Origin of the sequence: Streptomyces sp. NBC_01716 (genome assembly GCF_036248275.1) — a bacterium.
GTDB lineage: Bacteria > Actinomycetota > Actinomycetes > Streptomycetales > Streptomycetaceae > Streptomyces.
In genome coordinates, this window is the sequence record NZ_CP109181.1 from 8,406,758 (window position 1) to 8,433,266 (window position 26,509).

The window sequence follows — 26,509 nt, forward strand, 5'->3', positions numbered from 1 at the left end:
CGCTTCCCTTCCGCTGCGGTCACGGCAGAGTCGGTGACCCGGCCGGTTTCCCCGTCGTCGACGGGGGTGCTGCACGGTGCGTGAGCGACGACCGCCGTGACGGCGGTCGCGCGGCGCCTCGTGACGGGCGGTGGCCCGGCCATGGGGGGAGAGACGTGGAAAGGCTGGTGGGGTCAAGGGCGTTCGGGTGAGCGCCGGTGGGCTGCGGGGTTACCGCGACGAAACACATGTCTCGGTGGGCCGAGACATTAGAGCGCCGCGTGGGGACTGTCCAGAGGTTCGGTAGGAATCTCTGGAACTTTCTAATGATTCATCAAAAGACGTGAAGGATTGATGGAGAGGGCGATAAAGTGCGCGATGGGTGGGGGAGGGCACGCAACGTCGGGGCCGGGCCGCGGTGTTCGCGGTCGCGAAGCAGGCGCGCGGAGTCAACGCGCTTCGGCGACGGGCGAGTTGCGGTCCGGTGAGGTTGGCCCGGCGGTCCGGCCTACTGGTGGATCGTCCGCGCCCCGGCGCGGGTCCCGGCCCGCGGCACGGGCGTGCGCGCCTCGTCGTACGCCTCGCGGGCCGTGAGCACCGTGTCCACCTGTCGCTCCGTCCAGCGCGCCAGCCGCCACACCTGCTCGGCCGCCTCGCGGCCCAGGTCCGTCAGTGAGTAGTCCACGCGCGGCGGGATCACCGGCTTGGCGTCGCGGTGGACGAAGCCGTCGCGTTCAAGGGTCTGGAGGGTCTGGGCGAGCATCTTCTCGCTGACCCCGTCGATCTCGCGGCGCAGCTCGCTGAAGCGGTACGAGCGCTCCAGCAGGGCGGCCAGCACCAGCACACCCCAGCGGCTCGTGATGTGTTCCAGTACGAGCCGGGAGGGGCACATCCGCCGGTTGACGTTGGGGGGGGAGCTGCTTTCGTCCATTCCGGTACCTTACTTCAAGGTGGGTACTTCCTCTGAGTTAGTGGGATACATATCGTTGATCTCGCGCATTACGAAACAGCGCCAAGCAGGGCCAATCACAGGAAATGGGTAGCAACCTCATGAGCATCGTCGTCACCGGAGCGACCGGGCACCTCGGCCGTCTCGTCATCGAATCCCTTCTGAGCGCCGACGTGCCGGCCGGCAGGATCGCCGCCGTCGCGCGGGACAGCGAGAAGGCGGCGTCCCTGGCGGCGCTCGGTGTCGAGGTGCGGATCGCCGACTACGACAGCCCCGCGACACTGACGGACGCCTTCCGGGCGGGCGACCGGGCCCTGCTCATCTCCGCCGACGAGGCCGGGCGCCGCGTACCGCAGCACACCGCCGTCATCGAAGCCGCGCGGGCCGCGGGCGTGGCTCAACTCGTGTACACCGGCGTCCTGGGAGGTCCCGACGCCGACTTCGAACTGGCCGCCGACCACAAGGCCACCGAGCGGCTGATCCTGGACTCCGGGCTGCCGTACACGTTTCTGCGCAACGGCTGGTACACCGAGAACTACACCGAGAACCTGGCCCCCGTGCTGGAGCACGGCGCGGTGGTCGCCGCGGCGGGCGAGGGCCGGGTCGCCAGCGCCGGCCGGGCGGACTACGCGGCGGCGGCGGCCACCGTACTGACCGGTGAGGGACACCTCGGCAAGGTGTACGAGCTCAGCGGCGACACGGCGTGGTCCTTCGCGGAGTACGCGGCGGAGCTGTCGCGGCAGACCGGCCGCACGATCGTCTACAACAACGTCCCCGGCGAGACGCTGCTGGGCATTCTCACGGGCGCCGGAGTGCCCGAGCCGATGGCCGCGATCCTCGTGGATGTGGACAAGGCCATCGAACGCGGCCTCCTGGCGGGTACGACCGGCGACCTCTCCCGTCTCGCGGGCCGGCCCACGACACCGTTGGCCGAGTCGGTCGCGCAGGCTCTGAAGTCCTGAGGGCGGTCTCCCCCGTCCGTCTCCGTGCGTCCTCACCCGAAGGGCTTCCTTCGGGAATGCGAAGGGCGCCGAACGCGCGCCGGTTCGCGCCGAGCGAGGCGCCGGCGGCGGCCGGGGGAGCCGGAGCGCGTCCGGCGGCGCGTCCGGCCGCCGGGCCCCCGAGGGGCCCAACTCGCCTGCACCCGCTATTGGTTGATCTTTCATCGCGCTGACATCTCCTGACGCTCGGTATGTCAACAACGGCCTAAAGGCTGATCCGAGCATGTCAAAATGACCGACGCCCCCACGTTGCGGTCGATCAGGAGGACGCAGTGAAGAAAACCTCGCGCATCCGGAATGTCTCACTCACCCTTGGCAGCGCCCTCGCGCTTGTCATCGCGTTTCCCGGCAGCGCGCTCGCCGATCCCCCCCGGCGCCCTTCCGGCGAACGCGGACGGTCTGGAGCAGACATTCCAGCCGGCGTTCGACTACGACACGGACGGCTGCTACCCCACCCCGGCCATCGGCCCCGACGGCACCATCAACCCGGGCCTCAACCCGAGTGGTGCCCTCAACGGCCAGTGCCGGGACTCCTGGGACCTCGACAACACCAACGGATACTCGCGCGCCAAGTGCAACAACGGCTGGTGCGCCATCATGTACGGCCTGTACTTCGAGAAGGACCAGGCCGTGATCGGCAGCGGGCTCGGCGGGCACCGCAACGACTGGGAACACGTCGTGGTGTGGGTGCAGAACGACCAGGTGCAGTACGTCTCCACCTCCGCCCACGGCAACTTCGACATCCACACCCGTGACCAGATGCGGTTCGACGGGACGCACGCCAAGGTCGTCTACCACAAGGACGGCGCGGGCACGCATGCCTTCCGCGCGGCGAACAGCAACGACGACCCGCCGGAGAACCACTACGGGACCTGGCAGTTCCCGAGGCTGGTCGGCTGGGAGGGCTACCCGGCCGGTCTGCGCGACAAGCTGAGCCAGGCCAACTTCGGCAGCGCCGTCTTCGGCCTCAAGGACGGCAACTTCAACGGCCACCTGGTGAAGGCCAAGCCGGCCGGTATCCCGTTCGACCCGAACGCGTGATCCGAGCGGGCCGGGGGCGCGGGAAGCGTGTGAGGCGTGACGCTCGCCCCCGGCCCGTTCTCCGCACCCGGCGCCGGGGAAATGCGCGGGATCGCCGCACCCATCGGGGCTACTCTCACCGCACTGGCGAGTGCCACGAGAGGACCCTTGATGAGCCGCCCCCTTCTCTATCTCGACGTGGACGGCCCGTTGAACCCGTACGCCGCCAAGCCCCATCGGCGCCCGATGGGCTACACGACCCACCGGATGAAGCCCGAGGGCTGGATCGCCCAGCACCCGGGCATGCCGGCGGCGTACGTGAGGCCCCTGCGGGTCTGGCTCAACCCCGACCACGGGCGAAGGCTCAGGGAGCTCGCCGGACTGTACGACCTGGTGTGGGCCACCACGTGGGGGACAGAGGCGAACGAGTTCATCGGGCCCGTTCTCGGACTGCCCGAACTCCCGGCGGTGGACTGGCCGGTGAGGTACGAGGCGGCAGCGGAAGACACGTTCTGGAAGACGCGGGACCTCGTCGCGTACGCCGCCGGCCGGCCCTTCGCATGGGTCGACGACGAGTTGGGTGACGCCGACCGGGCCTACGTCGCCGGGCACCACGAGGGGTCCGCGCTCCTGCTTCACATCGACCCACGGCTCGGCCTGCTGGACCCCGACTTCCGGGCGCTCGACTCCTTCGCGCGCACGCTCGGGGGCCGGACTTGACGGCTTCCCGGAAGCGGGAATCCTGCCGGGCCCCGACAGGGCCCGGCAGCGTCCCGCAGGCCGTCGGCCTCCGTCATGAGCCCGCCAGCAGCACCTCCAGCGCTGTGGCCGTGTCGGGGTGGCGGGCGGTGAGCACCGCGCCCGAGGGGACGACGGCCCTCTCCCACGTACCTCCGTAGCCCAGCAGATCCGCGACCGCGTCGCACGTCGCCGGGTACACGGCCAGCAGCGCGGCGCCGCTCGCGCCCCCGCCGCCGGCGCGGGCCGACAGGGGCGCGGCCCCCGCTTCCGTCGACTCCCGCCAGGGCGGCACCCATTCGTCCAGCGCCGCGAGCCGGCCGGGGAAGATCCGTCCTGCCTCCCGGATCAGCAGCGGAGCCAGATCGGCGCCGTCGGACCGCAGCGTGCCGATCAGGGTCGGCAGCCACGGCAGCAGCACCGGATCCGGCAGCCGCGCGAAGGCGTTGGACACCGCCTCCACGACGAAGTCCGCCAACTGCGGCACCGGCTCCAGCGCGTGCAGGAACCCGCTGAGATAGCGCGGATAGGCCGGCACCACCAGAGGGTTGCCCAGCAGCTCGTCGCACCGCGTACGCAACTCCCCCCGGGACAGCTGCCCGAGCTGCACCTGAGCCGCCCACAGCAGCGCCAGCTTGGCCGGCTCACGCGGATGCGACTGCGCGAACGCGAGCTCCAACTGCGTCCGGTCGCAGCCGAGGGACAGCGCCAGACTCTCCATGCTGAACAGGAAGCCCAGCGTCGCCGCGACCTGCCGGACGGTCGCGTCCTCGTCGGTGAACGCCGTCGGCAGCAGGGTGCAGTAGTGCGCGTAACCCGTCTTGACGAAGGACTCGATCCACGGCGGCAGCACCGGCTCGCTGGTCCGGTAGTACGCGAGCAGCCGGCGCACCCGGCGCAGCACCTCCGGCGCGCCGTCGACGCTCCGCTCGGTCGCCAGCACCTCCAGGGCGCGCGTGCCCAGTTCGTCGGCGAGGCGGCGGCTGCGCAGATACAGGGTCGCGTTCTCGACGGCCTCCAGGACCGCCGCCGTGGTCGCCTGCGGGTCGTACGCCCGGCGGCGCAGACGCTGCTCCAGAACCTGCTCGATGCTGACGCCCTCGTAACCGAGCTCGATCAGCGCCCGCTGGTGCGTGCCGAGCGCCAGGTCCCACGACTCCTGGATGGGCTGCTCGCCGAGCCGCCGTTCGCCCATGATCGCCCGCGCGGCGCCCCACGGCAGCAGATGGCGCAGCATCCACAGCACGTCGGAGCACCGCCCCAGCTCCGGGTTCGCGGCCATGTCCAGCAACGCCCGCTGCACACCGCGCTGTTGGAGCTTGAGATTCAGCGGCGCGAGCCGGTCGTGGACATCACGCGCCAGCGGCGGCAGGGCGTCGTACCCGACCTGTCCTATCCGGTCGCCGCCCATCATGATCTCGACGATCCGGCGAACGTCGCGCCGGCCCGGCACCGAGTCCTTCTCGATGCAGGTGATCGCCGCGTCCTGGAAGTCGTACGGCGTCGGCCTGGCGCGGTCGCGCATACCTGCCAGCAGGATCGACGTCTCGAACACGGCGATGGCGTCGGCGGTGGAGGCGAGATAGCCGTTGCGGCGCGCCGCGCGCACGACCTCCACCGACCAGCCGAGCAACTCGGCCTCGTCCAGCGGATCGAGGACCGGCGCGCGCCGCAGGAACCCGGACAGCTTGTCCGACAGGCCGTCCTCGGCCTCCGGGACGGCCGGGACCGCGGCCTTGGCGGGCTTCGCCGCCTTCTTCGCCCCCGCCTGCCCCACGAGCCGGAACGGCTGGACCCGTGTGCGTTTGAGGTTCTTCGCCCACTGGGTCGCGGCGATGGACACCGAACCGGCGGCGAGGCCGAACTGCGCCTCGATCGCCGCGTGGCTGGAGGGAATCAGGCCGTGCTGCCACACGCTCGCACTCGGCGGGCCGATCTCGAAGGTGTCGGTGCCCTCGACGCCGAACTCCGCGACCCGGCTGGCCGCGTGGAACGCGCCGCAGACATAGAGACAGTCCCCGGGATCGGTGCCGGACGCGGCCAGATGCCCGCGCATCCTGGTCCACATGTAGCGCTCGCGGTCCTCGTCCACCCGCACCCGGTCCGCGTCACCGGGCGCCAGCCGCCGGAAGAGGCTGCCGATCAGCAGCATGACCTGCCGGTAGGTGTCGTGGTCGCTGTCGCCGAGCGGCAGCTCGACGTACTGGTGCCACCACTCCGACCAGTGCCGCACCCGGCCGTGGCGCAGCAGATGCTCTTCCAGTTCGGCGAAGCGCGGGCGGAGATCCCCGATCTCCACGCCGACCGCGTCGCCGTGCAGCCCCGCCTCCTCCCCGGCCGGCGGTGTCTGCGGAGCTTCGGAATCCGCCGGCTCCGTCTTGGCCGTCTGCCACTGGAACACATGGTCCGAAGAGCGGTCGACGAGGACCAGCTCCACGCCGGGTGTGTCCAGCGCGTAGGCGATGGCCTGATACTCGGCCGACGCCTCCGTGATCGGAGCGACGACCGACAGCGGCGCCCACTCCGCCGGGAAGCCGTCGACCTCACTGGCGAACGCCTGCACCGCCACCGGGAGCCGGCAGTTGCGCAACTCCGACAGGAGCGGGGCCATGTCCTCGCACAGCTCCAGATAGACGACCTTCGGCCGCTTCTCCCGCAGCCGCCGCGCCATGGCGATCGCCGAGGCCGGCGAGTGGTGGCAGACGGGAAAGATCTCCAGCGGTTCGCGTACCGCGCGGTCGACGTCGTCGACGATGCCCAGGAGGATGCCCTCCAGCGCCTCCGGGCCGTCGGCCAGCGATGTCGCCGCCTCCTGCAACTGCGTCCGCAGCGCCTCGAAGGCCGCTCCTTCCCGCACGGGGCTCATGAGAGAGTGGCGATCGCGTCCCGACCGCCCTCCAGGAACTCCGGCCAGGACCCGCCCTTTTCCTTGCTGCGCGGCTCCACGACACCGTGCAGGTACTTGTTGAGGATGGCCAGGTCCTCCGGCTCGCGCCGCGCCAGCGATCCCACGAGCGAGGAGGCGAGGGCACGCGCGGTCAGCTCGCGCTCGCCGAAGAAGTTGCTGTGCAGGATCGCGTCCTCCAGTACGCCGATCTGCTCGGCACTCGACAGCGCCGACTCCAGCTTCTCGTCGTCGCTGCCCGCGGCGGCCGCGGAGGCGCGCAGATCGGCGAAGCTCTGGAGCAGCACGTCCAGCAGGGTGGGCGGCACGTCCAGCTCGATCCGGTGACGGCGCAGCAGTTCCTCCGTACGGAAGCGGACGATCTCCGCCTCGCTCTTCCTGTTCGTCACCACCGGGATACGGACGAAGTTGAACCGGCGCTTGAGCGCCGACGACAGGTCGTTGACGCCCCTGTCGCGGCTGTTGGCGGTGGCGATGACCGAGAATCCGGGCTTGGCGAAGACGATGCTGTCGCTGTCCAGCTCGGGCACCGAGATGTACTTCTCCGACAGGATCGAGATCAGGGCGTCCTGGACGTCGCTCGTGGAACGGGTGAGCTCCTCGAACCGGCCGATCGCGCCCGTCTCCATCGCGGTCATGATCGGCGAGGGGATCATCGACTCACGGGACTGGCCCTTGGCGATCACCATCGACACGTTCCACGAATACTTGATGTGGTCCTCGGTGGTGCCGGCCGTGCCCTGCACCACCAGGGTCGAGCTGCGGCAGACGGCGGCGGCCAGCAGCTCGGCCAGCCAGCTCTTCCCCGTTCCCGGATCACCGATCAGCAGCAGCCCGCGGTCCGACGCCAGCGTGACGACGGCGCGCTCGACCAGACTGCGGTCACCGAACCACTTCTGCGGGATCTCCCGGTCGAGACCGTCGGAGCGCTCGGACCCCAGGATGAACAGACGGACCATCTTCGGCGAAAGGCGCCAGGAGAACGGCTTGGGACCGTCGTCGACCGACTCCAGCCAGTCCAGCTCCTCGGCGTACTTGATCTCGGCGGGAGCGCGCAACAGGTCAGACATGGCAGGGCCTTTCTAAGCGAGAAACGTCTTGAGCTCGTGGACGAGCTTGCGTATGTGACCGGAGATCACCGGCGTGCCGAGCGCCTTGAAGCGCTCCCGGAACCAGGGATTGACCTCCTGGCGGCCCGAACTGGTCACCGAGCCGACCGGAATGAACTTCACCCCGGACCGATGGACCGCCTCGATGCCCTCGAACAACGGCTGGGAGCGGTCGAATTCGTAGAAGTCCGAGATCCACACCATGACGGTGTCGCGGGGATCGGTGATCTTCGGGAGCGCCATCGCCATCGCGACGGGACCGTCGTTGCCGCCGCCGAGTTTGGTGCGCAGCAGCATCTCGAACGGGTCCTTCACCCAGGGAGTCAGATCGATCGCCCGGGTGTCGTACGCGATCAGATGGACGTCCACCTTCGGCAGCCCGGCGAAGATCGACGCCAGAATCGTGCAGTTGACCATCGAGTCCGTCATGGAACCCGACTGGTCGACCACCACGATCAGCCGCTGGGGCGTCGTCTTCCGCGCGGTGTGGCGGTAGAAGAGGCGGTCGACATAGAGCCGTTCCTCCTCGGGGCTCCAGTTGGTCAGGTTCTTCCAGATCGTGCGGTCCAGGTCGAGGTTGCGGAACACCCGCTTGGGCGGCACCGAGCGGTCCAGAGCGCCGGCCGAGGCCTTCTCCACCTGCGTACGCAGCACCTCGGCGACCTCGTCGACGAAGCGCCTGATGAGGGCCTTCGCGTTGGCCAGTGCCACGCCGGACAGATTGTCCTTGTCGCGCAGCAACTGCTCGATCAGCGACATGCTCGGGGTGAGCCGCGCGGCGAGCTCCGGGTCGGCGAGCACCTCACGCAGGCGCATCCGCCTGACCAAGTCCGCCTCGATGGCGCCCAGTTCGGGACCGATCGTCGGAATCAGCCGGCTCAGGTCGGGTGTCGTACCACCGCCGGTGCCGTACGGGCTTTCGCCGCGTCCTTCGCCGCCCTGGGCGGGGCGGCCTCCGCGCAGCGCACCGGGCTCACAGCCCAGGGCACGCTCCAGCCAGCCCGCGTCGGACTGCCACCGCGAGAGCTGGTCGGCGGTGACCGTGCCCGAGCCGGTGGCGTAGATGTTCAGCAGCACCTTCGACACCAGCGCCGCGCGCCGTACCTCGGCGGCCCGGTCGCGTCGCTCGTCGTCGCTGGCGCCCTCGCTGTCGTCGTCGCCGGGTTCCGCGGTGGCGTCGGTGCCTGGCACCATCAGACCGTCGAACTCGGCGGCCAGTTCGGGGTGGCGCTGTACGGTCGAGCCCACCGAGACCTTCGGGTCCAGCAACGCCGACGGCAGCCCGATGTCCTCGACGACGGCGAGGCTCGCCGACTCCAGCGCCGCCTGCTCCTCGGGGTCGAAGAGGTTGGCGAGGAGACGCCAGTAGAGGACCTGGCGGCGGTTGTCGTGCGAACTCACCTCGATGTTGTCTCCGGTCATTTCCGCAACAGCCTTCCTGCCCGCTCGCGCAGCACCGCCCCCGCGTCGGTGGCGGCCTTCTCGGCCCTGGCACCGGCCTTGTCGGCCGTGCCGCCCGCCCAGGCCCCGGCGTGGACCGCGACGGGCTTCTTCCGCACGGTGGTCTCGACGGCGAGCGGCTGGACGACGAACACCCCGGCGTCCCAGCGGAGCAGCCCGACGCACGCCTGCGACGCGGCGACGGCCTCGGGGGTGAGCGGTCCGGCCGTCGGAATACGGTCGGTGTCCACGGCCAGGCGATGTCCCGCGACGGTGAACGTCAGCCCGTCGTCGTCCTGTTGGGTGCTGTAGCCCTCAAGGAAGACCGGTGCCGCGATCCGCGCGGGATGCCGGTCCAGGGGTGCGGTCGCGGAGGCCGTGGCGGTGGACAGCGCGACGCGGGCGGTGGCGAAGGGGTCGGCGGGCGTGACCGCGCGTGCCCGCGTGTCGCTCCAGAGCAGGTCGCCCTCGGAGGTGACCGGCATGTCGGTGATATCCATCGAGCGGCTCTCGCTCACGGCCGCCAGGAGCGACAGGTGCGGTCGCAGCAGCTGCCACAGCCCGGCACCGACGACCGTGTCCGGCTTCGGGACCGAGACATTCGCGCGCACCAGGCGCGACGCGGCACCGTCGGCGGGCTCGAACACCGCGTGGACCTGGGCCTGCACGGCGGTCGCGTGCTCCTGCACGTCGACACCCAGAGGCAGGAGCCTTCCGGTGGCCGTACCGGTCACGGGAACACCGCCCGCGCCGGGCACCGTCAGCACCATCGCCCGCGACCACAGGTCGGCCCAGCGGCGCACCGGCACGCGATCCAGCGCGGAGCCCGGACAAGAGGCGGCGAGTTCGGCGGCGAAGCCGTCGAGAACCGTCGCGAGGCGGCGCAGGTCCGGATCCGGCAGCATCGCGGAGACGACGGTCGCCGCCCCGGAGACCACGTCGTGATCGATGCCCTTCCAGCCGCAGCGCGCCAGATCGGCCAGCCAGGAACGGGCGGCGGCAAGCAGGTTCGCCGCCTGCCGCGCGGCCGGCTCCGGGACGGTCTCCGCGGTGCTCTCCCCGGCGCGGGACCGGCCGGTCGCCTCCTCGACGCGTTCCGCCAGCGCGTCGTGGACGGAGCCGACGAGGGCGGTGCGTGCGGCGGCGAGCGCCATGAAGTGGTCCTCGCCGGCGGCACCGGCCGCCGCCTTCTCGGCCGCCTCGGCGACTCTGCCGGCCAACGGCGTCCCCGCGACGGCGTTGGCCAGCTCAGCCAGACCGGCGGCCCGGACGGCGTGGGGGCGGAGCAGCCCGACGACCAGAGCCCGGTCGAAGGCGTCGACAGCCGCGAGGGCCTCGTCCAGCCCCGCGACGGTCTCGGTGAGCAGGTCGACGCGCATCACGCCACCGCCCTGGTGGGCGGGAACCACTGCATCTCCGGCAACGGCGCGGTGGTCGGGGCGAGTTCCAGATACGCCAGGTGCCGCAGGAACCGGCTGAAGACGGAAGCGGCTGCCTCGTTGCCTCCTTGCGGCGGATGGGTGGCGATCATGGCCATGGCGAGGGCGTCTCCGCTCGTCCTCTCGACCTCGGCGTCGAGCCGGAGATAACGGGCGACGCGCTCGGTGCCGTACTGGAGCGCCGCCTCGCCGACCAGGGTCCGGATGTGTTTGCAGAACCCACCGCGCGCGCCACCACAGGGGCGGTTGTTGTTGGTGCTGCACGCGAACGCGTACGTACCGGCCGCGACCGACGAGACGTAGACCCGCTCGATGTCCGACCCACTGGACACCACACCCTGCACACGTCCGTCGGCCAGCTCGACGAACGGGACCTTGGCGAGCTTGCGCGGCCGCGCGGGTGGCACCACCCGTGCCGTGCTCGACCTCTCCCAATCCGACACCGCACCATCTCCTTTTTCGCAGGGGGGACTTGGGCGCCGCCAGAACGGCGGAACACGAATCAACCTACTGGCGACCACTGACAACGGTGATCACGTGTCCACAGGGAGGATCGGGACGGCCGGAGCGGCTGACAGCGTCTCCGGGGCGGTGGCCGCACACCGGCCGCCGCCCGGGCCGACACGTCAACGACTGTGCTGACGGCTCCGGGTGTGCAGCTTCCGGTAGCCGGTCGGGGTCACGCCCACTTCCCGCCGGAAGATGCTCCGAAAATTCGCGGCCGTGCCGAAACCCGTCGCGCCGGCGATCCTCTCCACCGACCAGTCGGACTCCTCAAGGAGCCGTCGCGCACCGGTCAGCCTCTGCAGTGCGACCCAGTGCATGGGAGGCATGCCTGTCTCATGTGCGAAACGGCGGATGAAGGTTCTGCGCGAAAGCAGACTGCGGTCCGCCATCTGCTGGACCGTGATCGGCGAACCGATGTTCCTGATCACCCAGTCCCGTGTCGCACGCAGATCGTCGCGAGAAGGGCTGATCGTGTCCGCGTACTGCGGCTCGTTCGCGGTACGGGCGGGAGTGGCGACCACATCCTTCGCCACCTCGTCGGCGGCGGCGACACCGAAGTCGGTCTGGACGACATGAAGACACACATCAAGTCCCGCGCCCGCGCCGGCGGACGTCAGAATCGCCCCGTCCTCCACGAACAACCGATTCTCGACGACATCGACCCCGGGGTGCGTCGTCCGAAGAAGATCGGTATATTTCCAATAAGTCGTCGCTGTTTTTCCGCTCAGCGTCCCGGTGGCCGCCAGCGCGAAAACCCCGGTACAGACGGCGACGATACGCGCACCTCGCTCGACGGAAGCGCGCAGTGCCTTGAGATAGCTTTCCGGGATCGGGCGATGCGGGTCCTCATAGCCGGGAATCAAGACAATATCGGCGCGCTCCATATCGGCCAGCGAGTGGGTCGGCCTGATGTCGGCGGCGACATCGACGTACGGCGAGCTTTCGCCCGAAGCGTCGGCGGATTCGAAGTCGTCTTCTCCGCACACGATCACCTGATAGCCGGCGTGCTGACCGAAGACATGCGCCGGAATACTGACGTCCAGCGCATACAGTCGCGGTACCGCAAGGATGGCGACAACTATCTTGGCATCTCCGGACAGCAATTGCTCTCCCCTGTCTCCGCGTTCCACGCCCAGGGTAGCCCACGCGCGAGGCGATCAGCCCTGGCGCCCGCCCGGCACGATCCTTGCTGTAAGTGGCACGACCAGGTCTGGCCCGCCCCCACCGCTGCCAATACCGTTCTGAAGGAACTCGCCATTTGATGATCGGAGCGCCATGAGCAACGCGGACAAGGTCGAAAGGTTCGGAGTCCCCTGGGAGGAGAGTTACGGATACGCCCAGGCGGTCAAGCGCGGCGACACCATCTATCTCTCCGGCCAAGTGGCACACAGCGGAAAGAAACTCGTCGCCCCCGCGCCGGTCAATGACGACGGCCAGGTCACCGATTTCACCAACATGGGCAGGCAGTTGCGCCAGTGCTATGCCAACGCGGCGGAGCTGCTGGGGCGTTTCGGCGCATCGCTGGACGACGTGGTCGAAGAAGTCCTCTACGTCGTGGACGCCGACGCGGGCGACGCCGCGGCGGGCCCGGTCCGCAAGGAAGCCTACGGCCGCCCGGACCCCATGGTGGCGAGCACCATGATCGGCACTTCACGGCTGGCCTTCCCGGAGCTGCTGGTCGAGGTGAAGTTCATCGCCCGGGTCTGAGGGGCCGTATGGACCCGGGGTTGTCAGTGGTGGCTGGGATGCTGCACTGATGGACGAGCTGATACGGCGGCGGGTGTACGGCGCCGACCACGATGATCCCGACCCCGGGCCACGCCCCGGCCGCGCGTACCGGGAGCTGTGCGCGGGCCCGTTGGACGGGCTGCTGCTTGATGTGACCGGCTGGACGGACGACGAGCTCGGCGCGGGAGCGTTGCTGGTCACGGAGATCGGAGCGTACGGCGCGGGAGGCCGCGCCGGTTACGGTCCGCGTGCCGGTGATCCGTGGCGATGGGACTGGGAGGGCGACAGCCCGTAACCGCCGGGCTTCCAGGGGATTCGGCGTGGGCGGGCGCGTCCGGGAAAAGCTGCGTGGGGCTCGGAGCGGTGGTTCCGTGGAAATGTTGGCGCGCCCTGTCGGGAATCGAGGGAGCAATGACTGAGACAACCCAGAGCCAAGGCAGTACCACCTACGACGTGGTCGTCCTCGGCGCCGGTCCCATCGGCCAGAACGTCACCGATCGCGCCCGCGCCGCCGGTCTCACCGTGGCCGTCGTGGAGCGTGAACTCGTCGGCGGCGAGTGTTCCTACTGGGCCTGCGTGCCCAGCAAGGCGCTCCTGCGGCCGGTGATCGCGGTCTCCGACACCCGCCGCGTCGACGGTGCGCGGCAGGCCGTCAGCGGCACGATCGACACGGGCCGGGTCTTCGCCCGCCGTAACCGCTACGTCACCGACTGGGACGACTCCGGGCAGGCCGAAGGGGTCAAGTCCATGGGCGCCGACCTCTTCCGCGGCCACGGCCGGATCGACGGCCCCCGCCGCGTCACGGTCACCCGCGACGACGGCGCACACCTCACCCTCACCGCCCGGCACGCGGTCGCCGTCGCCACCGGCAGCCGGCCTGCCCTGCCCGACGTCCCCGGCCTTGAGGAATCCCGGCCCTGGACGAACCGGCAGGGCACGGACTCCAGCGCCGTGCCCGCCCGGCTCGCCATCGTCGGGGGCGGCGGGGTCGGTGTCGAGATGGCCACCCTCTGGCAGGGGCTGGGCTCCCGGGTCACCCTGCTGGCCCGCCGTCGTCTCATCCCCCGTATGGAACCCTTCGCGGGCGAACTGGTCGCGGGTAGCCTCACCGACGCCGGCGTCGACGTACGCACCGGCGTGGAGCTCACCGCGCTGCGCCGGCCGGATCCCCGGGGGCCCGTGACGCTCACCCTCGACGACGGCGGCGAACTGGAGGGCGACGAGGTCATGTTGGCCACCGGCCGCGCGCCCAACACCGACGACATCGGCCTCGACACGGTCGGTCTCACGCCCGGCGCCTGGCTGGACGTGGACACCACGTGCCTGGTCCGTGGCGCCGACGGCGGGTGGCTGTACGCGCTCGGCGACGTCAACCACCGCGCCCTTCTCACCCACCAGGGCAAGTACCAGGGCCGGACCGCGGGCGACGCCATGGGCGCGCGTGCCGCCGGCCGCCCCCTGGACGACGCGCCGTGGGGCGACCACGCCACCACCGCGGACCAACACGCCGTGCCCCAGGTCTTCTTCACCGACCCCGAAGCCGCCGCGGTCGGTCTGACCGCCCAGCAGGCGGCCGACGCCGGTCACCGCGTCAAGGCCGTCGACGTCGACTTCAACGCCGCGCAGGGCGCCAACCTCCATGCCGACGGCTACCAGGGCCACGCCCGGATGGTGGTCGACCTCGACCGGGACGTCCTCCTCGGAGTGACCTTCGTGGGCCCGGGGGTCAGCGAACTGCTCCACTCGGCGACCGTCGCCGTCGCCGCGGAGGTCCCGCTCAAACGGCTGAGGCACGCCATCGCCTGCTTCCCGGCGGTCAGCGAGATCTGGCTCTTCCTCCTCGCGGCCCACCACCGCGAACGCGCCTGAGAAGGCGCCTGGCGACCAAGGTCGGCCGCCCGACCGGCGACGACCCCAACCAGCAGGGCACCTCACGCCGCTGGATCGTCAAGGCCGTCGAGAACTCCCTGCGCCGCCTTCGGACCGACCACATCGACCTCTACCAGATCCACCGGCTCGACCCCACCACCGACGTCGAGGAGACCCTCTCCGCCCTGACGGACCTGATCCGCAGCGGAAAGGTCCGTGCCATCGGAACGTCCACGGCGCCGGCGTCCGACATCGTCGAGGCCCAGTGGGTGGCCGAGCGGCGCGGCCTTGAGCGCTTCCGTACCGAGCAGCCGCCGTACTCCATCCTCAACCGCGGCATCGAGCGCGAGGTACTGCCCGTCACCCAGCGCTACGGCATGGGAACGCTCGTCTGGGGACCGTTCGCCCAGGGGCTTCTCACCGGCCGCGTCCGCAAGAACCAGGAGAACCACCTTCGCCGAGCCGGCCTGATCAAGCACCTCAGCGACGAGCGCCGCATCGACGCGGTCGAACAGCTCATCCCCATCGCCGCTCAGGCGGGCATGCCGATGACCCACCTCGCGATGGCGTTCACCATCGCCCACCCCGGCGTGACCAGCGCGCTCATCGGACCGCGCACCATGAGCCACCTCGACGACCTCCTCGACGGCCTCGACGTCGCTCTCGGCGACGACGTCCTCGACCAGATCGACAGGATCGTCCCGCCCGGCACCGAGATCGGCTCCCTTGACCAGGAGCATGTGTCCCCGGCCCTGCGCGACGCGGCCCTGCGCCGCCGTCCCCTGAGCGAGCGCACCGCCTGACCGCGGGCACCCGGCGGGCGACACTGTCGCTACGATCGCCGATGTGCGCGCAAACATCGTGGTCGCCGAAGACGACGTGAAACAGTCCGAGTTGGTGCGCCGTTACCTGGAGCACGAGGGACACACGGTCACCGTCGTCGGGGACGGCCGTGCGGCCCTTGAAGAGGTACGGCGCGGGGAATCCGACCTGCTCGTCCTCGACGTGATGATGCCCCGCACCGACGGCCTCGACGTGGTACGGATCCTGCGCGCCGAGTCCCGCGACGTGCTGGTGCTGATGCTGACGGCCCGCAGCACCGAGGACGATCTGCTGCTCTGTCTCGATCTGGGCGCGGACGACTACATGACGAAGCCGTTCAGCCCACGGGAGTTGGCGGCCCGGGTACGTACACTGCTGCGCCGCAACCGACGTTCCACCGGTCCCGCCCGCGCTGCCGCGCCGCCCGCCGACGACGAGGCGCTGTCCGTGGGCACGCTCAGGATCGACCAGGCCCGGCACGAGGTGTCGGTCGGGGGAGCGCCGGTCGTCTGCACCCCCGGCGAGTTCCGCATACTCGCCGCCATGGCCATGGAGCCCGAGCGGGTCTTCACCAGACAGCGGCTCCTGGAGGAACTGCATGGCTTCGACAAGTACATCAGTGATCGCACGGTCGACGTGCACATCATGAATCTGCGCAAGAAGATCGAGCACGCGCCGCGGAAACCGACCCGGCTGCTCACGGTGTTCGGCGTCGGCTACAAACTCACGGACCCCGCGAAGAACGCACGCCATGCCCGGCCCTGAACAGCCGCTCTCGCAGCCGCGACCGCAGCGCCGGTGGCGGCGTCTGCGAGCACGTGCCAGGCCGCGCCCGCCGCTTCGCAGGAGTCTGCTCGGCAGACTGCTGACCGTGTCCGTACTGGTGGCCTCGTGCTCGGTCGCCGCCACCGCCTGGCTCGCGGTCCAGACGACCTCCGGGGCGATCCGCCAGGAGCAGGGGCAGGACCTCACCTCCGACGCGAAGATCTACGACACGCTGCTGGGGTACGCGGCAACTCACCCCGGCTGGGCGGGAGTCGAGGACACCGTGCGCGAACTGGCCGCCAAGTCCGAACGCCGGATCGCGCTGACCACCGAGGACCGGCGCCTTCTCTTCGACTCGGCGGGCGATTCCTCCGCCGGTACGGCCTCTGTCCCGCCCCTGCCCGCCCAGGCTTCGGCGGTTGTCGACCCGCTGTCCGTCGACACCGTGCTGGTGCCCGAGGCCGTGCCCGCAGGTGCGGACCGTGTCGATCCACGGGCGGTGGGCCCCTTCCTGCTCCCCGCGGCGGAACGTACCGAACTGCGGGAGACCACCGCCAGGAGCGTCGCGTGCCTGAGCGCGGTGGGCATCGCCGCAGACATGGTCGAGAGCCCGAGCGGGCGGCCCCGTATCGAGTTCGTCAGCAACGACACCGACCGCTCCCTGGAACTCAAGTGCCTGGCAGCCGAGTCGGGCACCACCCCGACCGAGAAGAAGGCCCTCGACGAGCTCGACGAACTGGCCGACGCCTGCCTGAAACGCCAGGGGCGTACGGGCGTGACCCTGAACCTGGACCTGTCCTGGGACCGGGGCCGCGACCAGGCGGGGATCGCCGAGCGGAAACCCGGCACCGGCACCGGCGTTGCCGAAACGCCGGGCGAAACACCGGCCGAACTGTCCGCCGCCGAGAAGATGCTGGCCGACAAGAAGAGGGCGGCCGAGGCCGCCGGCCCTCAGGACCAGGTGGCCGGAGCCCACGACAGCGCGTACGACCGGGCCATCGCCTCCTGCGTCGGCAGTGCCCGCCGCGAGCAGCTCACGGCCTATGTCGCCGCGCCCGCACTGCTGTTCATCGACGGCACCGACGCCGTCGGCGTGCCCGGCTTCGACCTCTCACCGGCCAACACCGCACGCATCGTCGGCGTCACGGCCCTCGTCCTGGCTCTCACCGTGGGTGCCTCGGTGATCGCCGGAGCCCGGCTCGTACGGCCCCTGCACGCTCTCACCGGCGCCGCACAGCGGATGCGGGACGGCCTGGACTCCGCACCGGTTCCGGTCGGCCCGGACAACGAGATCGGACGGCTGGCCGCCGCCTTCAACGACATGGCCGTACACCGCGCCCGGCTCGAAGAACAGCGCAAGGTGATGGTCAGCGATGTCGCCCACGAGTTGCGTACGCCGCTGAGCAACATCCGCGGCTGGCTGGAGGCGGCACAGGACGGACTGGCCGACCCCGACCCGGCGTTCGTCTCCTCCCTCCTGGAAGAGGCGGTGCAGCTCCAGCACATCATCGACGATCTCCAGGACCTGGGGGCGGCGGACGCGGGCGCGCTGCGCCTGCATCCGGAGCCGGTGCACGCCGGCGAACTCCTCGGCCAGGTGGTCGCGGCGTACCAGGGCCCGGCGGAGACCGCCGGGGTCGCGCTCACGGTCGCCCCGGCGGAGCCCGGCGGCCCCGGGCCGTCGCTGTACGCCGACCCCGTTCGGCTGCGCCAGGCCGTCAGCAATCTCGTCTCCAACGCCGTACGTCACACGCCGTCCGGGGGCCGGGTGACGTTGCGTTCGTACGTGACCGGTGCCGGGGACGAGGTGGCGCTGGAGGTGGCCGACACCGGCACGGGCATCCCGGCGGAGGGCGTCGCCCATGTGTTCGACCGCTTCTGGCGGGCGGAGAAGTCCCGCAACCGGAGCACCGGCGGCAGCGGCCTCGGCCTGGCGATCGTGCTCAAGCTCGCGGAGGCGCAGGGCGGTACGGCGGAGGTCGTGAGCACGGAGGGGCAGGGGTCGGTCTTCACCCTGCGGCTGCCGGCCGCGCCCCCGGACGGCCAGGACGCTCGCCCCGCCGCTCCCTGATGCGATCGACATGACGCTCTGACAGCTTCTTCACAGGTGGCCGACAGCCTGGAGCCCTGCCCGGAACCTGACGCGATTCGGCGCCCAGGTACCACCGATTTCGGGCTGGAACTGGAGCTATACATGTCACATCGTCACTACCTGAGTCTCGCCGTCCTGCCGGCCGTCGTGGCCGGCGCGATGTTCGTCCCGGTCTCCACGGCCGTCGCCTCCGAAGCGGCCCAGAGGCCGTTCACGTCGGCGGCCGACGAGCCGCCCACCGACGCGAAGAAGGCGGCGGAGGACAAGGCCCTGGCGGAGAAGAAGGCCCAGGCCGCGAAGGAGGGCGGGCCGCGGGAACTCACCGCCGACGAGAAGGCGAAGCAGGATGCCGCGAAGAGGGCCTCGGCCGGCGAGAAGCCCGCCCCGAGGGGCGGCGTGGCCGCAGGCGAGGCCCCGGCCGCGGACAGCGGAACGACCACCCTCGTCGGCTCGGCCGCCGGAGCGCTGCTGCTCGCGGGCGCCGGCACCTTCGTGGTGCGCCGCCGCTCCGCCGGACGGCGCCAAGTCTGACCAGGCACGACAGTGGCGCCGTCCTTCGCCGGGCGGCGCCATCTCGCAAGTACCGAGGGTCCGTTCCGACGACAGGCCCCCAGTCCCACCGGTCCTGTTCTGGAGCCCCCTGTGTCCCCTGCCCGCGTCGCCCGCCTCACCACCGTCGTACCCGCGGTCCTTGCCGTGCTGCTGACCGGCTGCTCGTCCGTACCCGGCACGGCCTCCGAGGACTCGGCCGCCCGCACCGGATCCGCTTCTCCCCGTACTCCGGCGGCGGTTGGACGGCCCGCGGCTCCGGTGGAGGTAGAGATCCCCTCCATCGGCGTGCGGAGTTCACTGATGGAGCTGGGTCTCAACACCGACGGTACGGTCGAAGTGCCGCCGCCCGACAAGGGCATGACCGCCGGCTGGTACACCGGCGGTGCCGCGCCCGGTGAGGCCGGCGCCGCCGTCATCATCGGCCACAACGACACCCGGTTCGGCAGGGCCGTCTTCCACGACCTCAAGAAGGTCACCAAAGGCGCGGACATCGTGGTCGGCAACAGCCTCGGGGAGTCCGCGCGGTTCACCGTCACGGGCTCCGAGAGCGTCAGCAAGGATTCCTTCCCCACCGACAAGGTCTACGGCCCGACACGGGAGCACGCCCTGCGACTGATCACCTGTGACGGTGAGTTCGACGCCGAGGGCCACCCGGTGAACAACCTGATCGTCTACGCGACGCTGGACTGACGCCGCGATCACGGGACATGGCGATCGCGGAAGGGACCGGGCCGGCCGGAATGCCGCGTCAGCCGGACACGATGTGCACGATCGCCGTACCGTTCTCGCCCGTCGCCACCTGGATCACCACGGCGTCGGGCTGCATGTCCGGCCGTTCGGCCGCACCGAGTCCGCCGCAGGAGTTTCCGCTGCCGTTGGGGCGCAGGACCGTGATGCAGCCCTGCCCCGGGCCGGTAGCCCCGCCCTTCGACCGGCCGTTGCCCGACTTGATCGTGTACTCGATCTTGTTCTTGCCGATCTCGGTCACGGACAGTGTCGCCGAACCGCTCTGCCCCTTGAACGGGAACGTCACCGGCTCGCTCACCGCGATCTCGCAGTTGCCGTCCTCGCACGCCCCGACGTCACTCCCGTCCGCCGCCGACACCGACGGCCGCGCGGAAGTGGGCCGGGCGGAAGGGGACTTCGAGGTCCCGGGCTCGGCCGAGGGAGCCGTGTCGGCCCCACCCGTCCCGCCCGCCCCATCGGTCTTGTCGGAGCCGCTGCACCCGGCCACGGCCAGAGCTGCCAGCGCGGCGAGCGCGATGCCCGCTCGCCACCGGTTCGTACGCCGTCCTCGCGGCGTGCGTACGGAAGTCGTCGCGGTCATGATCTTTCCCCCGTGTTCCGGTGTGCTGTGGTTCCGTGCCCGGCGGTCAGCCTCCAGCGTTCCCTGTCGCCGGCGTCGTCACGCACCGGACCCGCGAACGGAGGAACCAGCCCGGTGCCCCGACGCCCTCCCCGAGTGGCGTGACCTCCACGACCGGCTCAGCCTTGAGGACCGGCGGATCTCCCGCCACCATCCGAAAGGACCGTGAGGACGATGAAGGTCTTCATCACAGGCGGCTCCGGCTACCTCGGCCGCCCCACCATCCGGGCCCTGACCCGGCACGGCATCGAGGTGACGGCGCTCGCGCGCAGCGAGCACTCCGCGCGCACCGTGTCGGACCTGGGCGCCACCCCGGTCGCGGGGTCATTGAGCGACACCGACATCCTCCGGCGGGCGGCCGGTGAGGCCGACGGGGTGATCCAACTGGGGGTGGAGTACACCGAGGACACCGCCGGCATCGACCGCGCCGCGGCGGAGGCACTCCAGGACGGTGCGGGCAGCCGCCCGTACGTGCACACCGGCGGGGCGTGGGTGTACGGCGACACCGACGGGACCGGGGACGAGAACACCCCGATGAACCCGCCGCCCGTCACCGCCTGGCGGCTGGAGAACGAGAAGCGCGTGCTCGCCCGTGCCGAGACCGGGGGACGCCCCGTGGTGGTGATGCCAGGACTGGTCTACGGCTGTCACGGCGGGCTGTCGCAGGCGTACTTCGTCGAGCCGGGGCGGGCCGCCGGCGCCGTGCCTTCCATCGGGGACGGCTCCAACCACTGGGCCATCGTCCATGTGGACGACATCGCCGAGCTGTACGTCCTGGCGCTGAACGCCCCTGCGGGTTCCGTCTACATCGGTGCCGGCGGCCAGAACCCTCTGCTGGCGGACATCGTCCAGGCTCTCAGCCGGGCCGCCGGAGTCCCGGGGAAGATCGAGCCGCTGACCCTTGAGGAGGCCGTTCGGCGGATGGGTCCGATCGCGGAGGCGTTCGCGCTCGACCAGCAGCTCTCCGGCGACAGGGCCCGCCGTGAACTCGGCTGGGTGCCCACGCGTCTCGACGCTCTGACCGACATCGCCCAGGGCACCTGAACGCCCCGGGCGCTGCCCGGCATCCGTCAGCGCGTGCGGCGTTTGCGCGGCGAGGCGCCCGACGCCAGGGGAGAGCGCGCCAGTTCGACGCAGCCGGCCGTGATGAGGGCGACCGCGACGAGTTCGGGCAGCAGCCACCAGCCCGTACGTACGCTCTCGCCGAACAGCGTCACCCCGTAGGTGATGCTGATCAGCGCGTCGCCCAGCGTCAGCATCGGCTGCGAAGCGACGAGGGAGCCTGCCTGGAGCGCGTTCTGGAGGAGGTAGAGCGCACCGATTCCGGCGGCGCCGGTGGCGTACAGCTGCCAGGAAGTGAAGAACGCCTGGATCCCGTCTCCTTGGTCGAGGCTGGCCACGGCGTCCTTGAGCAGCGCGGCGGTCAGGGCGTACGCGCAGGCCGCCGCGAGTCCCAGCAGCGCGGCACGCGCGTTACCCCGCGTCCGGAGCGCCGTGGCGATCACCACCGCTTCGAAGGCCCCGGTGATGATCAGGGCCGGGACCCAGGAGAGACCCTCCACGGTCTCGGTGCCGCCGGTGGGGGCGGACGCACCGAGGCCGAGCACCAGGCCGATGGTCACCGCGGCCACGCCCGACCAGGCGCTGGGCGCCAGCCGGGAACGGAAGGCGTAACTCGCGATCAGCAGGGTCAGGGGCAGCTCGATGACGAAGATCGGCTGTACGACGGCGATGGGGCCGGTCGCGAGCGCCACCCCCTGGCAGACAGCGGCCACGATCACCAGCGCGATACCGGCTAGCCACACCCGCTGGGTGAGCAGATGCTTGATCAGCGACAGGCGCATGGCCTCGGAGTCGGGCAGGGTGGAGGCGGCGCGCCGCTGGAGCACGGCGGCGCAGGCGTTGCTGATCGATGTCAGCACGGCGAAGAGGACACTGATCACCGGCCCATCATGCGGGCGGCGGGCACCGGGGGGTGCTGTCAGCACGGGGGATACGTCCGTGCGGGGGCCGAACGAGTGAACGGCGACGCGCCTGCGGACAGCGGGCGCCGCCACCGCGGGGCCGGCAGCGCGCGTCCGCCGCCGGCCCCGCGCCGACCAGCCCTCAGTTGACGGTGAACGTGGGGGACGTCCCCGTGAACGGCGTGATCTTCCCAAGGAGGTTCTTCGAGTCGCCGTGGTGCACGATCCGATACGTCCCGGGAGCGGTGTCCGCGCCGATGTCCCAGGTGACGGTGGCTTTCGACGTGCCGGTGAGACCGTTGAGGCGCGTCCACCGGTACCTCGTCCGCCAGTCACCGTCGTCCAGCGTCCGTACCCACCTGCCGTCGACCAGCCGCTGCACCTCCAGGAAGGTGCCGCCCCGGCGGACGTTGTTCTTCGGGTGCCCGGTGGCGAACTCGACCGTCGCGGTCCGGCCGCGCGCGTACGAGGCGTCCGGCGGGGTCAGCACCTCACCGAACGCGGTGCCGGGAGGCGGGTTGTCGTACACCACACCGGTCTGGAAGTTGAACTGCCGCCCCGACTCGTCCGGCGGCGCCGTACCCCGGTCGAGCTCGGTGCCCTCGCGCAGGGACGCCGCGACCCGCGCGTACTCCTGCTGATAGGCGGGCAGCGTGTAGCGGCCGTAGAGGGTGGAGCCGCCCTCGTACTGCTGGCTGTCGTACTCCTCCGGTGTCGTCACGTACTGGCTGTAGGAGTTGGCGTACCCCTGGAGCAGCACCCGGTCGAGCGGGACACCGAGCTGCTCCGCCACCGTGCGGCGGACACGGAGCCCGGAGGTGATGGTGAACTCGCCCGGGGCGGCGACGAGATGGAGCTCGCCGATCTTCATGATCTGCAGGGGCAAAATCTTCGGGGTGACCGGATACACGTTGCTCAGCAGGCCCGTGGGGACCAGGCTCGCCTTCGGGTACTGGCACGTCGCCAGCCACGAGGGGGTGTCGATGTGCAGCGCGTCGATGATGGAGGCGATCGGGGTGCGGGTGCCCTCGTTGAAGCCGGGGATCGCCGGGCCGTCCTCGACACTGCCCGCGAGAGTGGACGCGCCCACGACGGCGGGACAGGTGCGGTGCTCCTGCCCGTCCGGGGTGTAGGCCCCGTTCACCGTCACGTTCTCCATGTCGACGTACGCGAGCCGGGAGTCGACACCGCCGCTGACCGGCTTCGCGTCCTGGTAGATCGTGCGGGCCTTGTCGAGCTGGCGCTCGCCGATGACGCGCGCGTTCTCGAACTCGTCCTCGGTCGGGCCGGATCCCGGCTTCAGGTTGAGGTTGGGGGACATGTCGCCGGCGTTGGTGTTGGGGAAGGCGGCGACGAACCCGGGTGTGTTGTCGAGATAGCGCACACCTTCCAGGTCGTGTTCCCAGGAGTAGGAGGCGTAGCCCTTGTTGTCGGGGCTGATGAGTGTGTTCTTGTTGGTGATCGAGGTGTTGTGTGTGGCGAACCAGCTGATCGCCCCGGCCTCCTTGCCGCCCTGCCGGAACCGCAGCACGGTCATGGCGGGGTCGACGGCTCCGGGGAACGCCGCCCGGTCGGCCGCCGGATTGCGGTCGAAGGCGGTACGGGAACGGTTGACGCTGGCGTTGGTGAGCGTGCCGGTGCCCAGGCTGATGGTGCCCGGCTTCAGGTCCTCGTGGGCCTTGACGACGGACTCGACGATGCCGTCGACGATGGCCCGGTAGGTGCCGCTCTGGAAGCCGAGAACGGAGAGGTTGTACGCGACGTCGTGGGAGTAGCCGCCCGGTCCCGAGTGGGTGTGGGTGGCGGACAGCAGCACGTTCTCGTCGCCGTACAGGCTGCCGTAGCGCTCCTTGAGGCGTGAGACAACGCCCTGTTGGACGGACTGGAAGACCATCGCCAGGTCGGCGTTGACGTACACCACGCGCTTCCCGGTCGCCGGGTCGGCGACGACGAACGCGCGTGAGCGCTGGCGCTGGTGGATGCCCGAGGTCTTCTGGTCGAAGCTCGAATACCCCATCATTCCGGTCTCGGCGGCCTCACCGGTGACGTCGGCGATCCCGCGCCCGACGAGGTAGTCCCCGTCGCTCGCCGCGTCGCCGGCGGCGACGGCCGGGTCAGGCGCGGTGAACGAGGCGGCGCCCAGGCCCGCGACGACGGCAAGGACGGCGAGTCTGCTTCGGATACGACGGGGGGTGGGGGGTGACATGAGACCTCCTGCGCGGGGAGTACGACGGGACGCCCGACCCGGAAAGGCCGGCCGGGAACGGTGCCCCGACGGTAGAGGCGGACACCCTGCCGCGCATAGATCTCTACCGGCCAGTACACGGGCCGCCGTTCTCCGCACGGGAGCGTGAAGCGCAACCGTCATGAGCGGTGCGGCGTTGTGCAGTTCGAAGCGTCCAGTACCGCGACCAGGGGGGTCTCGCGATGTACGACCGGCCGTTCCGTACGCTGCCCGAGGACGCTCGGCAGTCCGCGGCCGGGATCGCCGAGGCGGTCCACGCGGTCGTGTACGGGGCCGACGCCCGCGCCCGGGCGACGGCCCCGGGCTCAGCCGGACGGCGGCGTCGGCGCGGTCCGGAGGCCGTCGGTGATGAGCGTGAGGATCCGGGCCGAGCGTGTCCCGCCGTCGCGCGCCGGGTCGATGCGCCAGAGCACGCTGAGCTGGAGCAGCACGTCCTCCGGGTCGAGCCCCGGCTTCAGGGAGCCGTCGGCGGCGCCCGCGTCGAGCAGAACGGCGATGGCGGCGAGGAAGGGCTCGTAGTGCTCGTCGTCCAGACCGCCGTTCGTCGCCGCGTGGACGACTTCGGCGACGCCGTACTTGAGCCTGCCGTAACGGGCCACCTCGCCGAACCAGCGTCGCAGGGCCTCCAGCGGCGGATACGACGCGACGAGCGCGGGCGCCAGGTCGATGAGCTCCTGGATGTCGTGGTCGTACAGCTCCATGACCAGCGCTTCCCTGGTGGGGAAGTGGCGGTAGAGCGTGCCGATGCCGACCCCCGCCGCCTTCGCGATCGCGGTCAGCGACGCCCCGCCTGACCCGGCGAGGGCCTCGCGTGCGGCGGTGAGGATCCGGTCCCGGTTACCGAGCGCGTCCTTCCGCGTCTTTCTGGGTCGCGGTGCCTCTGTGTCAGTCATCCGTCCCGTCCGAGTTGAATACCGGAGACCCCTCCGTTATGTTGGACCCGTATCGGAGGGGTCTCCGCTTCATCTTGTCACACGGTCCGCACCATGGAGGAAGTCATGGCTGAGACAGTTCTGGTCACCGGCGGCAGCGGATACATCGCAGGCTGGTGCGTCACCGAGCTTCTGCGGCGCGGCTACGACGTCCGTACCACCGTGCGCGGCACGCACCGCGAGAAGACCGTCACCGAGGCGGTGTCGAGCGCCGTCGACCCGGCGGGACGGCTGACGTTCGCCGTCGCCGACCTCACCGCCGACGACGGCTGGGAGGACGCCCTCCGCGACGTCACCTACGTCCTGCACGTCGCCTCCCCCCTCGGCGCGAACACGGACGCCTCGGCCGATCTGATCACCCCGGCCCGGGACGGCGCGCTGCGGGTCCTGCGCGCGGCGACCGACGCGGGCGTCAAGCGCGTCGTGATGACCTCGGCCGCCAACGCCGCCAGCCCCTCGTCCTACGCCACCGCCGGCGTGACCGACGAGACCCTCTGGACCGACCCGGACGACCCGACCCTCATCCCGTACCGCCGTTCGAAGACCGTCGCCGAGCGCGCCGCGTGGGATTTCATGGACCGCTGTGACGGGCCCACCGAACTGGTCACCGTCCTGCCCGGCGCGGTGTTCGGCCCCGTCCTCACGACCGACAACATCGGCTCCGTCGGCATCATCGCGCGCATGCTCACCGGAAAGATGCCCGGAGTGCCCCGGATCGGCCTGGAGATCGTCGACGTCCGCGACCTTGTGGACGTTCACGTCCGGGCGATGACCGCACCGGAGGCGGCGGGCCAACGCTTCCTGGCCACGGGGGAGTTCACCTGGATGGTGGAGATGGCACGTACCCTCCGCGAGGGACTCGGCGATGACGGCCGCAAGGTGCCCACCCGTCAGATCCCGGATTTCGCGGTCCGTCTCGCCGCCCGGTTCCGCGACCCGTCGCTGCGCGAGATCACCCCCGCGCTCGGACGTCGCAACCGCCACAGCACGGACAAGGCGCGCCGCGTACTCGGCTGGCAGTCACGGCCCACACGGCAGACGCTGCTCGACTGCGCCAACAGCCTGATCGCCCATCACGCCGTCTGAT

The 26,509-nt window shown here is 70.7% G+C and carries 22 protein-coding genes and 2 pseudogenes; 13 read left to right on the top strand and 11 right to left on the bottom strand.

The features are described 5' to 3' along the window. Positions 1–487: 487 nt before the first annotated feature. On the bottom strand, positions 488–910 hold the full coding sequence (locus tag OIE74_RS37370) for a winged helix-turn-helix transcriptional regulator (RefSeq protein ID WP_329391868.1): 423 nt from the start codon (positions 908–910) through the stop codon (positions 488–490). Positions 911–1,029: 119 nt separating this feature from the next. On the opposite strand from OIE74_RS37370, the gene OIE74_RS37375 reads away from it, so the two are divergent. The 3 genes and pseudogenes from OIE74_RS37375 (at position 1,030) to OIE74_RS37385 (ending at position 3,669) form a co-directional block, all read left to right on the top strand. Continuing rightward, complete coding sequence (locus OIE74_RS37375) at positions 1,030–1,890, top strand: SDR family oxidoreductase (protein WP_329392573.1); 861 nt, start codon at positions 1,030–1,032, stop codon at positions 1,888–1,890. Positions 1,891–2,201: 311 nt separating this feature from the next. Further along, positions 2,202–2,970, top strand: a pseudogene (locus OIE74_RS37380) (NPP1 family protein). Between the two features lie 150 nt (positions 2,971–3,120). Further along, positions 3,121–3,669: an HAD domain-containing protein gene (locus tag OIE74_RS37385; protein WP_329391870.1), complete on the top strand. Its 549-nt coding sequence runs from the start codon at positions 3,121–3,123 to the stop codon at positions 3,667–3,669. 73 nt (positions 3,670–3,742) lie between these two features. Here the strand turns inward: OIE74_RS37385 and OIE74_RS37390 are convergent, their stop codons facing one another. The 6 genes from OIE74_RS37390 to OIE74_RS37415 form a co-directional block, all read right to left on the bottom strand. Further along, on the bottom strand, positions 3,743–6,553 hold the full coding sequence (locus tag OIE74_RS37390) for a hypothetical protein (RefSeq protein WP_329391872.1): 2,811 nt from the start codon (positions 6,551–6,553) through the stop codon (positions 3,743–3,745). Then, positions 6,550–7,662 (bottom strand): ATP-binding protein, encoded by a 1,113-nt coding sequence (locus OIE74_RS37395; protein ID WP_329391874.1) that lies wholly within the window; start codon positions 7,660–7,662, stop codon positions 6,550–6,552. Before OIE74_RS37395 ends, OIE74_RS37390 begins: the two co-directional genes overlap by 4 nt. Positions 7,663–7,674: 12 nt before the next feature. Next, a complete protein-coding gene (locus tag OIE74_RS37400; RefSeq protein ID WP_329391877.1) occupies positions 7,675–9,123 on the bottom strand; it encodes a VWA domain-containing protein in 1,449 nt (482 codons plus the stop codon). Continuing rightward, positions 9,120–10,550 carry a hypothetical protein gene (locus OIE74_RS37405; RefSeq protein WP_329391879.1) on the bottom strand — a complete coding sequence of 477 codons (1,431 nt, stop codon included), beginning with the start codon at positions 10,548–10,550 and terminating at the stop codon, positions 9,120–9,122. Before OIE74_RS37405 ends, OIE74_RS37400 begins: the two co-directional genes overlap by 4 nt. Further along, the gene (locus OIE74_RS37410) at positions 10,520–11,023 is read right to left on the bottom strand and encodes a hypothetical protein (protein WP_329391881.1); all 504 of its coding nucleotides are present in this window, start codon (positions 11,021–11,023) and stop codon (positions 10,520–10,522) included. The genes OIE74_RS37405 and OIE74_RS37410 overlap by 31 nt, the downstream gene beginning before the upstream one ends. 183 nt (positions 11,024–11,206) lie before the next feature. After that, the gene (locus OIE74_RS37415; protein WP_329391884.1) at positions 11,207–12,217 is read right to left on the bottom strand and encodes a GlxA family transcriptional regulator; all 1,011 of its coding nucleotides are present in this window, start codon (positions 12,215–12,217) and stop codon (positions 11,207–11,209) included. A gap of 145 nt (positions 12,218–12,362) precedes the next feature. Between OIE74_RS37415 and OIE74_RS37420 the strand changes: the two genes are divergently transcribed. From OIE74_RS37420 to OIE74_RS37455, 8 genes and pseudogenes are all read left to right on the top strand, one after another. Next, the gene (locus tag OIE74_RS37420; RefSeq protein ID WP_329391887.1) at positions 12,363–12,794 is read left to right on the top strand and encodes a Rid family hydrolase; all 432 of its coding nucleotides are present in this window, start codon (positions 12,363–12,365) and stop codon (positions 12,792–12,794) included. 49 nt (positions 12,795–12,843) lie between these two features. Further along, positions 12,844–13,110, top strand: coding sequence for a hypothetical protein (locus OIE74_RS37425; RefSeq protein ID WP_329391889.1), 267 nt, complete (start codon positions 12,844–12,846; stop codon positions 13,108–13,110). A gap of 116 nt (positions 13,111–13,226) precedes the next feature. Then, positions 13,227–14,684 (top strand): dihydrolipoyl dehydrogenase family protein, encoded by a 1,458-nt coding sequence (locus OIE74_RS37430; RefSeq protein ID WP_329391891.1) that lies wholly within the window; start codon positions 13,227–13,229, stop codon positions 14,682–14,684. 8 nt (positions 14,685–14,692) lie between these two features. Beyond that, positions 14,693–15,487 (top strand): annotated as a pseudogene (locus tag OIE74_RS37435) (aldo/keto reductase); the annotation flags it as partial. Between the two features lie 43 nt (positions 15,488–15,530). Further along, positions 15,531–16,271, top strand: a complete 741-nt coding sequence (locus OIE74_RS37440; RefSeq protein ID WP_329391893.1) for a response regulator transcription factor — start codon at positions 15,531–15,533, stop codon at positions 16,269–16,271. Next, on the top strand, positions 16,258–18,342 hold the full coding sequence (locus OIE74_RS37445) for a sensor histidine kinase (RefSeq protein WP_443076330.1): 2,085 nt from the start codon (positions 16,258–16,260) through the stop codon (positions 18,340–18,342). The genes OIE74_RS37440 and OIE74_RS37445 overlap by 14 nt, the downstream gene beginning before the upstream one ends. A gap of 123 nt (positions 18,343–18,465) precedes the next feature. Continuing rightward, entirely contained in the window at positions 18,466–18,894 is a 429-nt protein-coding gene (locus tag OIE74_RS37450; protein ID WP_329391895.1) for a hypothetical protein, read from the top strand. Positions 18,895–19,005: 111 nt separating this feature from the next. Further along, complete coding sequence (locus tag OIE74_RS37455) at positions 19,006–19,605, top strand: class F sortase (protein ID WP_329391897.1); 600 nt, start codon at positions 19,006–19,008, stop codon at positions 19,603–19,605. Between the two features lie 58 nt (positions 19,606–19,663). On the opposite strand, the gene OIE74_RS37460 is transcribed toward OIE74_RS37455, so the two are convergent. After that, positions 19,664–20,242, bottom strand: a complete 579-nt coding sequence (locus OIE74_RS37460) for a hypothetical protein (protein ID WP_329391899.1) — start codon at positions 20,240–20,242, stop codon at positions 19,664–19,666. Between the two features lie 213 nt (positions 20,243–20,455). On the opposite strand from OIE74_RS37460, the gene OIE74_RS37465 reads away from it, so the two are divergent. Next, the gene (locus tag OIE74_RS37465) at positions 20,456–21,325 is read left to right on the top strand and encodes an NAD-dependent epimerase/dehydratase family protein (RefSeq protein ID WP_329391901.1); all 870 of its coding nucleotides are present in this window, start codon (positions 20,456–20,458) and stop codon (positions 21,323–21,325) included. A gap of 26 nt (positions 21,326–21,351) precedes the next feature. Here OIE74_RS37465 and OIE74_RS37470 read toward each other — a convergent pair whose 3' ends face one another. From OIE74_RS37470 to OIE74_RS37480, 3 genes are all read right to left on the bottom strand, one after another. After that, positions 21,352–22,224, bottom strand: coding sequence for a DMT family transporter (locus OIE74_RS37470; protein ID WP_329391902.1), 873 nt, complete (start codon positions 22,222–22,224; stop codon positions 21,352–21,354). Between the two features lie 163 nt (positions 22,225–22,387). Further along, positions 22,388–24,451: a neutral/alkaline ceramidase gene (locus tag OIE74_RS37475; protein WP_329391904.1), complete on the bottom strand. Its 2,064-nt coding sequence runs from the start codon at positions 24,449–24,451 to the stop codon at positions 22,388–22,390. Positions 24,452–24,795: 344 nt separating this feature from the next. Then, the gene (locus tag OIE74_RS37480) at positions 24,796–25,383 is read right to left on the bottom strand and encodes a TetR/AcrR family transcriptional regulator (protein ID WP_329391906.1); all 588 of its coding nucleotides are present in this window, start codon (positions 25,381–25,383) and stop codon (positions 24,796–24,798) included. A gap of 105 nt (positions 25,384–25,488) precedes the next feature. On the opposite strand from OIE74_RS37480, the gene OIE74_RS37485 reads away from it, so the two are divergent. After that, a complete protein-coding gene (locus OIE74_RS37485; protein ID WP_329391908.1) occupies positions 25,489–26,508 on the top strand; it encodes an NAD-dependent epimerase/dehydratase family protein in 1,020 nt (339 codons plus the stop codon). Position 26,509: the final 1 nt, after the last annotated feature.